The 9,699-nt window shown below is 68.3% G+C and carries 15 protein-coding genes; 10 read left to right on the top strand and 5 right to left on the bottom strand.

The genetic code is table 11. From position 1 onward, the window contains the following. Window positions 1-5: 5 nt before the first annotated feature. From AB0M48_RS08245 to AB0M48_RS08235, 3 genes are read right to left on the bottom strand one after another with little or no spacing between them, the layout of a single operon-like run. Complete coding sequence (locus AB0M48_RS08245) at window positions 6-578, bottom strand: maleylpyruvate isomerase family mycothiol-dependent enzyme (RefSeq protein ID WP_363837150.1); 573 nt, start codon at window positions 576-578, stop codon at window positions 6-8. Next, window positions 575-1,753 carry a DUF6596 domain-containing protein gene (locus AB0M48_RS08240; protein WP_363837147.1) on the bottom strand — a complete coding sequence of 393 codons (1,179 nt, stop codon included), beginning with the start codon at window positions 1,751-1,753 and terminating at the stop codon, window positions 575-577. The genes AB0M48_RS08245 and AB0M48_RS08240 overlap by 4 nt, the downstream gene beginning before the upstream one ends. A 10-nt stretch (window positions 1,754-1,763) precedes the next feature. Next, complete coding sequence (locus tag AB0M48_RS08235; RefSeq protein WP_363837144.1) at window positions 1,764-2,102, bottom strand: YciI family protein; 339 nt, start codon at window positions 2,100-2,102, stop codon at window positions 1,764-1,766. A gap of 1,109 nt (window positions 2,103-3,211) precedes the next feature. Here AB0M48_RS08235 and AB0M48_RS08230 point away from each other — a divergent pair. The 7 genes from AB0M48_RS08230 to AB0M48_RS08200 all read left to right on the top strand — a co-directional run bounded on the left by AB0M48_RS08230 (window position 3,212) and on the right by AB0M48_RS08200 (window position 6,801). Then, on the top strand, window positions 3,212-3,451 hold the full coding sequence (locus tag AB0M48_RS08230) for a helix-turn-helix domain-containing protein (protein WP_363837141.1): 240 nt from the start codon (window positions 3,212-3,214) through the stop codon (window positions 3,449-3,451). Continuing rightward, the gene (locus tag AB0M48_RS08225; RefSeq protein ID WP_363837138.1) at window positions 3,448-4,338 is read left to right on the top strand and encodes a lambda-exonuclease family protein; all 891 of its coding nucleotides are present in this window, start codon (window positions 3,448-3,450) and stop codon (window positions 4,336-4,338) included. Before AB0M48_RS08230 ends, AB0M48_RS08225 begins: the two co-directional genes overlap by 4 nt. Before the next feature lie 22 nt (window positions 4,339-4,360). Further along, complete coding sequence (locus tag AB0M48_RS08220) at window positions 4,361-4,585, top strand: hypothetical protein (protein WP_363837135.1); 225 nt, start codon at window positions 4,361-4,363, stop codon at window positions 4,583-4,585. Continuing rightward, window positions 4,578-4,916 (top strand): hypothetical protein, encoded by a 339-nt coding sequence (locus AB0M48_RS08215; protein WP_363837132.1) that lies wholly within the window; start codon window positions 4,578-4,580, stop codon window positions 4,914-4,916. Before AB0M48_RS08220 ends, AB0M48_RS08215 begins: the two co-directional genes overlap by 8 nt. Window positions 4,917-5,009: 93 nt before the next feature. Then, window positions 5,010-5,234: a hypothetical protein gene (locus AB0M48_RS08210; protein WP_363837129.1), complete on the top strand. Its 225-nt coding sequence runs from the start codon at window positions 5,010-5,012 to the stop codon at window positions 5,232-5,234. Continuing rightward, on the top strand, window positions 5,231-6,277 hold the full coding sequence (locus tag AB0M48_RS08205; RefSeq protein WP_363837126.1) for a hypothetical protein: 1,047 nt from the start codon (window positions 5,231-5,233) through the stop codon (window positions 6,275-6,277). The genes AB0M48_RS08210 and AB0M48_RS08205 overlap by 4 nt, the downstream gene beginning before the upstream one ends. Continuing rightward, window positions 6,274-6,801: a hypothetical protein gene (locus AB0M48_RS08200; RefSeq protein ID WP_363837123.1), complete on the top strand. Its 528-nt coding sequence runs from the start codon at window positions 6,274-6,276 to the stop codon at window positions 6,799-6,801. Before AB0M48_RS08205 ends, AB0M48_RS08200 begins: the two co-directional genes overlap by 4 nt. Window positions 6,802-7,086: 285 nt before the next feature. Here the strand turns inward: AB0M48_RS08200 and AB0M48_RS08195 are convergent, their stop codons facing one another. Continuing rightward, window positions 7,087-7,470, bottom strand: a complete 384-nt coding sequence (locus AB0M48_RS08195) for a hypothetical protein (protein ID WP_363837120.1) — start codon at window positions 7,468-7,470, stop codon at window positions 7,087-7,089. Between the two features lie 51 nt (window positions 7,471-7,521). Between AB0M48_RS08195 and dcm the strand changes: the two genes are divergently transcribed. Genes dcm through AB0M48_RS08180 form a run of 3 tightly spaced genes read left to right on the top strand, consistent with a single transcriptional unit; the run spans window position 7,522 to window position 9,135 of the window. Then, window positions 7,522-8,523, top strand: coding sequence for a DNA (cytosine-5-)-methyltransferase (dcm, locus tag AB0M48_RS08190; RefSeq protein WP_363837117.1), 1,002 nt, complete (start codon window positions 7,522-7,524; stop codon window positions 8,521-8,523). After that, entirely contained in the window at window positions 8,523-8,720 is a 198-nt protein-coding gene (locus tag AB0M48_RS08185) for a hypothetical protein (RefSeq protein ID WP_363837114.1), read from the top strand. The genes dcm and AB0M48_RS08185 overlap by 1 nt, the downstream gene beginning before the upstream one ends. Continuing rightward, window positions 8,701-9,135: a WhiB family transcriptional regulator gene (locus AB0M48_RS08180; protein WP_363837110.1), complete on the top strand. Its 435-nt coding sequence runs from the start codon at window positions 8,701-8,703 to the stop codon at window positions 9,133-9,135. Before AB0M48_RS08185 ends, AB0M48_RS08180 begins: the two co-directional genes overlap by 20 nt. Here AB0M48_RS08180 and AB0M48_RS08175 read toward each other — a convergent pair. Continuing rightward, window positions 9,132-9,539, bottom strand: coding sequence for a very short patch repair endonuclease (locus AB0M48_RS08175; RefSeq protein WP_363838311.1), 408 nt, complete (start codon window positions 9,537-9,539; stop codon window positions 9,132-9,134). The two genes, AB0M48_RS08180 and AB0M48_RS08175, sit on opposite strands and share 4 nt — an antisense overlap. Window positions 9,540-9,699: the final 160 nt, after the last annotated feature.

Raw genomic sequence — 9,699 nt, 5'->3', positions numbered from 1 at the left:
ACCCCTTAGATCGAACGTGTGTTCGAGTTGCCCACAGTGTTGTCCCCAGGTGTGGACAACTTCCTGCCCGTGGCGATCATCAGCAGGTCAGGGGCAGGAAGATCAGGGATTCCGGAATCCCGGAATCGCTTGCGGGCGCCCCAAAATGGGCTCTTCAACACATGTCCGAGGGCGGCCCGAGCCGGTTCGAGCGGCATCTCGCGGACGCGGCCCAGCGGGCGGGCGATGTCCTGGCCGTGGACGAGGAAGTCGACCAGCGGGTCGATCGGGGCGGCCATCGGCGCGCGCTTCGGCGAGGCGGCGGTCACGCGGATCTGCGCGATCAACTCCGACCGGGTGAATCGTGCGGCGATCGCACGAGCCCTCTCGTTCTCCATGCGCTCCCAGCCGAAGCGCGCCTTCACGACGCCGGTGAGCACGTCGCGCCAACCCGTGCGGGTGGACGTGGTCAGGTGGGCGGCCATCGTCTGCATGGTCCAGCCCTCGCAGAGGGTGCCGCGCTGCCACTCGTCGTCGGTGAGGTCTTCGAGGAGGTCGGCGACGCCCAGGCGTTCGGCCTCCAGCCATTTCATGATCATGATTGCCCCTCGATGGCGGTCAGTCTGCGGCGCAGGAAGTCCTGTTCGGATTCGGTGCCCGCGAGCGCGATGGCCTCGCGGTAGGCCTCGGCCGCCTCGGCGTCGCGACCCAGGCGGTGCAGCAGGTCCGCACGGGCGGCCCGGTACGGGTGGTAGTCGCGCAGCCTGGGTTCGCCGGCGAGCGCGTCCAGCAGCGCGAGGCCGGTTTCGGCACCGTCGCGCATGGCGATCGCGGCAGCCCGGTTCAGGGCGACGACAGGCGACGGCGCGAGCTTGTTCAGCACGTCGTAGAGCGCCACGATCTGCGGCCAGTCGGTGCTGTCGAAGTCCGGCGCCTCGTCGTGCAACGCGTTGATCGCCGCCTGCACGCCGTACGGTCCGTACCCGCCCGTCAGCGCCCGTTCGGCCAGCGCGCTGCCCTCGTTGACCATGTCGCGGTCCCACAGCGCGCGGTCCTGGTCCTCCAGCAGCTCGGCGCGGGCGTCGCGGCGGGCGTGGACCAGCAGCATCAGCGCCAGCAGCCCGGTGACCTCGCGGTCGGGCAGCAGGCCCTGCAGGATCCGCGCCAGCCGGATGGCCTCGCCGGCCAGGTCGTCCCGCTGGGCCGCGTAGCCCTCGGTGAAGATCGAGTAGACGGCCTGCAGCACGCCGGGCAGGCGTTCCGGGAGCTCGTGCGGGTCCGGCACGCGGAACGGGATGCGCGCTTCCTTGATCTTCTTCTTCGCGCGCACGATCCGCTGCTGCATGGTCGTGACCGGCACCAGGTAGGCCCGCGCGACCTCGGGCGTCGTGAAGCCGGCCAGGCACCGCAAGGTCAGCGCGCCGCGGTCCTCCTCCGCCAGCGCCGGGTGCGCGCACGTGAAGAACAGCTCCAGCCGCTCGTCCGGCAGCCCGTCCCCGGCCGGCGGATCCGCCCGGTCGACCTCCACCTGCAACAACGCCAGCCGGGCCGCGTGGACCTGATCGCGCCGCAACCGGTCGACGGCCTTGCGGCGCGCGGTCGTGAGCAACCACGCGCCAGGCCGGTTCGGCACCCCGTCCACCGGCCAGTGCTTCAGCGCCGCCTCGATGGCGTCGGAGGTGACCTCCTCGGCCAGGTCGAGGTCGCCGAAGCGCTTGACCAGCGTCGCGAGCAGCCTGCCGCGTTCCTCCCGGAACACCTGCCCGACGTTCATCGCGCCGGACTCAGAAGTCGAACTCGGCGATGGGCCGCACGACGACCGCCCCGCCGTCGCGCGAGCCGGGACACTTCGCCGCCCACTCCAGCGCCGCGTCGAGGTCGGGCACGTCGATGACGTTGTAACCGCCCAGCACTTCCCGCGTCTCGGCGAACGGCCCGTCGGTGACCGTGCGCTTCCCGTCCGGTCCGACCTGGACGGTGGTCGCGGTGACCAGGTCGGCCAGCGAGTGCCCGGAGACCAGGACGCCCGCGTCCCTCATCTCCTTCTCGTAGGCGATCCAGTCCTCGACCGTGCAGCTCGCCTGCTGGTCAGCGGCCGCGTAGATCATCAGCATGTACTTCACGGTTGCCCTCCTCGGTTCGGTGTTACGGGATCACGACGAGCGGGCTGCCGCCAGATCGACACGGGTCGTCAAGATTTTTCCGGCGTCGCGTCGGACCCGGACTCGGCGGGAGGTCGCGCCGAGCCGAAGTCGTTGAGGACATCGAGAACGGCGAGCACGTTGGAGCCTCCGGTTTGAGCGCATGGCAGCTGAACCGGAGGTCTCCCCTGCCAGCGGAACGAACTCGCTGGCGAACGGGGCCTGCGTCCACGCGGGTGACGGCAGCCGGACCGGAGGCTCACCCCCGTTTTGGGACCCGGAACACCCGTCCGGTAAGGTTCTCCACGGAGGATTCGCATAGCGGCCTAGTGCGCACGACTGGAAATCGTAAGTCGCACAGCGCTGTTGTAGCTTCCCAAACTCCCAGGTCGAGCGCAATAACGAAACGCTCAATCGTACGCACTTGGATCACCCCCAACTTGCAGCCTGCCCCGTCCATTGTGGACGGGGCAGCGTCGTCTCCGCGCCACCCTTGGCGCCTCCCCCAACATCTTGCAAGCTAGTCGCCGAAGTGTTGCACGCGGCCGTTTCTTAGGTTAAACAAGTATCTGCATGTACTCATTTGATTGCAATGCAACGCCAATGCATTGACCGAAATTCGGCCCGACCCAAACGGTCATGCACGCTGCGCAGGTTGTATCAATGTATTCTCGATCACCAAATCTGCGCGCAGGATTCCCTCTAATCTATTCCGGAACACACTTAGGGTTGACAAACCGTTCCGCCTACGCAAGTAAACGCAATGTAGTCATTCGCACGCAGACGATTTGCCTTACACCGCCTCGGATGGCGATCTTTCGCTTGCGTCACATGATCTTTGACTGTTCAACCATGTGCCTCGACGCCGGTCACGCTGCGACTACAGACCGCCTGGCGTCGCTGGATCAGCGCAGAGAGTGCTGTCAGTGCTTCTACCCATTCGGCGTAGTCGTCGACGCCAGTACGTGTGTCGACGGTCTGTTTCGTCAGGTGCTTCCGTTAACGCAATCGTTGAGCCCTGTCCAGATGCGCACGTAGGGTCGTGATCGTGAACGGGAACGTTCCGTGCACGAATCGACCTGGGGGGTTGAATGTCTGCACATGTGCGTATCCGCACGGGTGCCCTTGAGAGAATCGGGAACGCGCAAGGCCTGCGATCCAGGTACGCGCTCGCCAAGCACCTCGGTGTCGCTCAGTCGACCATCGGCCGCGTGCTGGACGGCGACCAGTTGCCGGGTAACACCATAATCGCCGCAACCTTGAGCAAGCTGCATGTCTCGTTTGAGGACGTGTTCGAGGTTGGCGGGACGGACAGCGGAGCCGCCGCGTGAAGGCTTCTGCTGTCCGTGTCGGCTCGTTCGAGCCTGGTTCTCGTGAATGGAATGCGGTTCGATCAATGGGCCTGGGGGGCTCGGAGATCGCTGCGGTTATGAATATCTCGCCGTATGAATCGGCTTTCTCTCTGTGGAATAGGAAACGGGGCCTCATCGCCCCGGCATCGAGCAACGATGCGATGCGCCGTGGTCACCGGCTTGAGTCCGTCGTCGCCGAGTGGTTCGCCGAGCAGCATCCCAAGTACCGCGTGCGCCGCACCGGCATGTGGGCGAACCGCCAACGGCCGTGGCAGCTCGCGACGCCCGACCGGATGCTGACCGGGCTCGGCGAGCGTTCACTGCTGAAGATCAAGACCGTTGCCGACCTGTTCGAGTGGGGCAGGCGCGGCACCGACGAGGTGCCGAACTACGTCCGGTGTCAGGTCATGTGGCAGCTCGACGCGCTCGGCCTGAACCGTGCACACGTCGCGGTGCTGACCACGAACCTTGAGTTCCGCTCGTACCTCGTCGAGTGGAACCTCACCGAGGCCGAGGCGCTGCGGGCCGCCGCGCGCAAGTTCCTCGACTCGGTCGACCGTGGTGTGCGCCCGGAGATCGACGAGCACGTCGCGACGTATCGGGCGGTGCGTGAGCTGCACCCGGAAATCGACGACACCGAGGTCGAGATCGAGCCGGGGCTCGCCGAGCAGTACCGGGCTGCGGTCGCCGACCACAAGCGCGCCGAGGCCGTGAAGCTGCGAGCGACGTCCGAGGTGCTCGACGCGCTTGGACGGCACCGGCGAGCACTGGTCGACGGTGAGTCGGTGGCGATCCGGGTTCCTGGTCGCAACGGCGCGGCGCCGTCGCTGCGCCCGTCGTCGGTTCGTGCGGGAGCCGCCGCGTGACCGCCGTCTCGTTGCTGCGGGGGTGGTCGTTGCGTGTTGCGGCGACCACCTCCCCGGCGGCTGCTGTGCGGCCGTCGACTGTGTGCCCTGCTGCCCCGAGTGCCCGGCCTGCCCGGTGCTCGCCGGGCTCGATCCCGCCGAGCGGGCCGTCGAGGTCGCTCGACATCGCCGCCTGCTCGCCGATCTCGGCGAGTGGGCTCGCTTCCTGGACGACAACCCGCCGCGATGGGAGGCACCTCGTGACTGATCAGCTCCAGCTCGGCCTCGCCGACCGCGCACGCGGGCAAGAGGCCAACCTCGCCGCCGCCGTTGCTGCGCACCGTCTCTACCGCGAGGCCGCCGAGGTCGTGCTCGACGAGTTGGTCGCCTCGGGTCAGCCGTTCACCGCCGAGGACATCCGGCGTGGTGTCCCGGCGGGGATCGAGCCGCACTCGCCCAACGTGTTGCCGAGCCTGATCGGCACCTGGGCCGCCCGGCGCCGGATCGTGCCGTGCGGCGAGTACCGCAGCCGACGACGTAGTCGGCGAGCGAGCCGTAACCGCGTCTGGGTCGCGAACCCGGCCGCCTCGGCGGCGTAGCCGCCCACACCCCACATCACCGAAGTCCGTCGCCATCTTGCGGCGGGCGCGATGGCGCACGCCCGCGCTCGCCGCTCCTCTGGGGGATTCACCGTGACCGTCAGCTCTACCGGCGTGCCCGCCGGGCCGAGGCTGCTCGACGCGCTCGCCGTCGAGGCCGCTCTCGTCGGCCGCCGTCCGCTCGACCAGTTGCCGCCCGCCGAGGCCGCTGAGGTGACACGCATCCTGCGCCGCCGATCAGCCAAAACCCACCCGATCTCCACCGTGCCCGCCGGCCCAACGGCGTTCGAGCGGCACCTGCGAGGTGCGTCTGCATGAGCCGCGAACACGCACGTATCCTCACCGCGATCTGGCGTGACGACGACTTTCGCGCCCTCTCGCCCGAGGCACAGCGGCTGTACTTCCTGCTGCTCTCGCAGCCGACGATCAACCAGGCCGGGGTCTTGCCGCTCACGGTGAGCAGGTGGGCGCGCGGTTGCTCGGCGACCGACGTCGCCGACATCGAGGCCGCGCTCGCCGAGCTGGACCGCGCTCGGTTCGCCCTGGTGGACGCCGACACCGACGAGGTGCTCGTGCGGGCGTTCATGCGCAAGGACGGCGTAGCGAAACAACCCAACGTGCTCAAGGCCGCGTTCCGGTTCGCCCTCGCGGTCGAGTCGCCGAGGCTGCGCGCCGTTCTCGCCGCCGAGCTGCGGCGCCTCGACCACGTGCACGCCGACGCGGTCGCCGACACCCTCGACGGCACATCTACCTACCACCAGACGAAACCCACGAGCTCACGTTCGAACCTGTCCTCGCCTACCCCTGATGAACACCCGGCGGAAGGGTTCGCCGAACCCTTCGCCGAAGGGTTCCTGTCAAACGCGGGGGTAGGGGGTAAGGGGAGTAGTCACCCAGACTTACTGCCAACTCAAGAAAAGCGTCACGCGCGCACACGCACGCGAGGCGCCGGGGTCACCGCGGTCATGCTTGCCGCGACCGCCGTTCGGCCCGACGCCTACCGGCTCACCGCCGGGTGGCACCGTGCCGTCGGCGCCCCGTACCCGACGAACACCGTGCGAGCACTCGGCAAACAGGTCGACGGACTGCTCGCCGACCGCGCCGACCCGGACACCGTTACGGCCGCGCTCGACCTGTGGCACGGCCGCCCCGGCGCCGCGCCCGGTCTGCTGCCGCATCTCTACGCCGACGCCGTCCGGGTCCGGCACGCCGAGACCACACCCGCGCCCGCCGGACTGTCCAAGCGGGACGCCAAAGCCGCCGGGTGGTTCGCGCTCGCCGCCGAGTTCGAGCACGAGGGCCAGGGCGACGGGCACGTCGTCGACGGCGAGCTGCTCATGCTCGACGGGCCGCGCCGATGAACGCCGCCGAGGTCGCCCGACTGCTCGGCATCGCCTCAGGGCTCGACGCCAAGATCAGCGCCGGGAGCACGTTGCAGGTGCGGACGTGGGCGCGCGTGCTCGACGACGTGCCGTACTCCGCCGCCGAGGATGCGCTGCGCGAGCACTACCGACGCAGCACCGACACCGTGATGCCTGCCGACATCGTGGCGTCGTGGCGCGCTGCCCGGCGCGAGATCGCCGAGCGCGAGCACAACGCCGCGTTGCGCGCCCGTACGGTCGAGCAACGGCCCGAGGACGTCGTGCGCTCGATCCGCTCCGGCGTCGCTCGCGTCACCGCCGCGCTCGCCCTCGCCCGTGGCGCCGACCCCGAGCACGTCGAGGCCGAGGCCGAGGCCCGTCGCGTGTACCTCGCCGTGGCCTGCCCGTGGTGCAAGGCCCAACCGGGCGCCCGCTGCACCGGGCCGGGCGGCAAGCCGCTCACCAAGCAATCCGCGCACGACGCCCGGCTCGCCGAGGCGTTCGCGGCGCCGCGCGATGACTGACCACCTGGGGGACGAGATGGACACGCACAAGGATTTTGGGGCGGCGGCGACCGGTCGCGGGCCGCTCCGCGCGCACGCGAGGCCGGTCTCATCGAACCTGGCATCGCCGCAGCGCGACAGCGACGGCTCGCCAGGTTCGGTGAGACGACGTGCGCCTGCGCCGGTTTCGCCGCGTCCGGCGCCAACTTCGGTGAGACAGGACGACCTCGGCAACGCTGCTCGGCGCGAGGCCTGGCCGCCGCTAAGCCTCATTTATCGAGGGTCAGAACGGCGAGCAAGGGACGGCTACAGACGGGGAGATGGGACGTGCACCTCTCCGTCGAGCTGGTCGCAGATCACGACGAAGTGCGGTGGAATCCGGGACTCGGACATGCCCCTGATCATGAACCGCGTTGCCTCGTTGATGCCTAGGGTCACGCCATCGGGACGCTTCTCGATCTTGGCCCTGTTTTCGGCCTGCAACAGCGTGACGCCGGTCGCGACGGCGGTCCCGTTGTTTCGAAGGTCGAAAAACGTGAGGTCGACTCGCTCAACTACGAAGCTCGGCGCCTTCTCTGCTTCGAGCTGCTTGGCTTCCTGTCGCGTGTCGAGGCGCTTAGACCACCTACCGAGGAAAAACGTGATCGTGGCGGGACCCACGATCTTGGCTACCTCGATCCATGTCGACATGCCGAGATCCTCCCTTGCCACATCCGGTGGCCAGACGGCTGGGGGTGTGGCATGAGGATCGGTTCGCTGTTCTCTGGTTTCGGTGGGCTCGACCTCGGTGTGCAGGCCGTGCTCGGCGGCACGGTCGCGTGGCACGTCGAGAACGACTCGGACGCCTCGGCGGTGCTCGCGCACCACTGGCCCGACACACGCAACCTCGGTGACATCACTCGCGTGGACTGGTCGCAGGTCGACCGCGTCGACGTGCTCACCGGCGGGTTTCCCTGCCAGGACTTGAGCACGGCAGGCCAGCGGGCCGGCCTGCGCCCGGACACCCGTTCGGGGCTGTGGTCCCAGATGGCCTACGCCGTGAGCGTCCTGCGTCCTCGGCTGGTCATCGCCGAGAACGTGCGAGGTCTGCTGAGTGCACGAGCCGATTGCCAGGTGGAACCGTGCCCGTGGTGCCTGGGAGACGACACAGGCTCAGCTATGCGGGCACTCGGCGTTATTCTCGCGGACCTGGCCGACCTCGGGTACGACGCGGCGTGGTGTGGCCTACGCGCTGCCGACGTGGGCGCCCCACACGGACGCTTCCGGGTCTTCGTCGTTGCTGCCGACGCCGACAGCGTCGGACCGCTTCGGGCCAGGGCACCACGGGGACGGGAGTCCGAACCTGCGCACGACGGTTCAGCTACTCCCGACCGCGAGCGCCACGCCCTACGGCAGCAACCAGTCGCCGACGGCGGGCGCGGCGGTGCGCCCGTCACTGGAGACGATTGCACGCGAGTTGGCGACTTCGGTAGCTACGAGCCAGCCGTGCGGCGATGGGAAAGCCTCCTTGATCGAAACGCGCCTGTGCCCACTGTGGACGGACGACGAGCCGATCGGGTCCTGAACCCGGCGTTCGTCGAGTGGATGCAGGGTGTTGAACCGGGCTGGGTGACCGACGTACCCAACATCTCGCGCGGTGCCGCGTTGCGGATTCTCGGCAACGGTGTTGTACCGCAACAGGTTTCGGCCGCACTGCCGTGGCTGCTGACCACACTCGCCGCGCCGATGAGCGAGGCTCCGTGATGACCGACGGAACCCGCGACGAGCTGACCGCCGTGGCCGAGGTGCTCAACCGAGCGCTGACTCACCACCAGGCGGGCGACCGCTACGACGCCGAGGTCGGGCACGTGCGCCTGGTGGCCTACTCCCCAATCACGCTCGCGCTCGACGACGCCCTCGACACCGTGCGGAGGTTGATCGATGCTGCCCCGTCTGCCTGAGTGGCGTACCAGAGCGGCGTGCCAGGGCCGGGTGGATCTCGACTTCATCGAGCCGAAGTCACCCGCAGAGGACGCCGAGTGTCGCGCGATGTGCGCGGGTTGCCCTGTGCGCGAGCAGTGCCTTACCGACTCGCTCGCTAACGGCGAGGCATGGGGACTGTGGGGAGGGTTCGACAGCGACGAACGGGAGCAGCTTGCCGGCGAACGTGGATATCCAGCGCCTGTTGCGAAGCCTGCGCACGGTACGAATTCTCGGTACGCCAAACACGGATGCAGGTGCGACATCTGCCGAGAGGCACACACAGCCTACGACCGGCAACGTCGTGCCAGAGTCCGCGCACGTCGAGTGCAACTCGACGAACCTGCGGCGACCTCCTCCGGTCAATACCTGCTGACGTTCGACCGCGCTGGTTAGGTTGGCCTATTGACCGGCGCGTTCGCTGCTCGCCGACGAGTGACCGCCGCGGCGACCTCAGTCGCTGCGGCGGTCAGATCCTCGTGCTCCCAGATACGCACTACTTCCCAGCCAGCCGCACGCAAGCGTTGGTCAGTGTCGCGATCTCGTTGTCGATTGCCCTCGATCTTCTCGCGCCAGAAGTCGGCGGTCGCGCCCTTGGCCGGGCGGTAGTGGTCAGGGCATCCGTGCCAGAAGCAACCGTCAAGGAACACCGCCAGTCGAACGCGGGTGAACACCAGGTCCGCCGATCGGCGGACCCCTTTGATCGGCCGAACGCCCACGCGATAGCGGAGACCGAGCGCGTGGACCGCCGATCGTAAGGCTCGTTCCGGGCGAGTATCGCGCCCGCGATTTCCACGCATCACCGCACGGGAAGCGGGTGTCGTAGCCCAAGACTCGGTCATCAGGGCGCCTCGTCTTGGGCTTGGCTCGACCTCAGGAGACCAGCCTCCAACGCGAATCGCCAACCGTCAGCGAGGTTGTCGGCTCGATTCCGGTTGTCGACCTCGCCCAGATAGCGTT

The sequence above is a fragment of the Lentzea sp. NPDC051208 genome, assembly GCF_040682435.1.
GTDB classification, from domain to species: Bacteria; Actinomycetota; Actinomycetes; order Mycobacteriales; family Pseudonocardiaceae; genus Lentzea; species Lentzea kristufekii.
The sequence above is the reverse complement of the archived record's forward strand: the minus strand, read 5'-3'. Positions and strand labels throughout refer to the sequence as shown.

Bases quoted from the DNA above. Each gene is read 5' to 3' on its own strand.
- AB0M48_RS08185 (WP_363837114.1), top strand. From the start codon at position 8,523: ATGACCGACGGAACCCGCGACGAGCTGACCGCCGTGGCCGAGGTGCTC.
- dcm (WP_363837117.1), top strand. From the start codon at position 7,522: ATGAGGATCGGTTCGCTGTTCTCTGGTTTCGGTGGGCTCGACCTCGGT.
- AB0M48_RS08245 (WP_363837150.1), bottom strand. From the start codon at position 578: ATGATCATGAAATGGCTGGAGGCCGAACGCCTGGGCGTCGCCGACCTC.
- AB0M48_RS08200 (WP_363837123.1), top strand. From the start codon at position 6,274: ATGAACGCCGCCGAGGTCGCCCGACTGCTCGGCATCGCCTCAGGGCTC.
- AB0M48_RS08195 (WP_363837120.1), bottom strand. From the start codon at position 7,470: ATGTCGACATGGATCGAGGTAGCCAAGATCGTGGGTCCCGCCACGATC.
- AB0M48_RS08175 (WP_363838311.1), bottom strand. From the start codon at position 9,539: ATGCGTGGAAATCGCGGGCGCGATACTCGCCCGGAACGAGCCTTACGA.
- AB0M48_RS08240 (WP_363837147.1), bottom strand. From the start codon at position 1,753: ATGAACGTCGGGCAGGTGTTCCGGGAGGAACGCGGCAGGCTGCTCGCG.
- AB0M48_RS08180 (WP_363837110.1), top strand. From the start codon at position 8,701: ATGCTGCCCCGTCTGCCTGAGTGGCGTACCAGAGCGGCGTGCCAGGGC.
- AB0M48_RS08205 (WP_363837126.1), top strand. From the start codon at position 5,231: ATGAGCCGCGAACACGCACGTATCCTCACCGCGATCTGGCGTGACGAC.
- AB0M48_RS08230 (WP_363837141.1), top strand. From the start codon at position 3,212: ATGTCTGCACATGTGCGTATCCGCACGGGTGCCCTTGAGAGAATCGGG.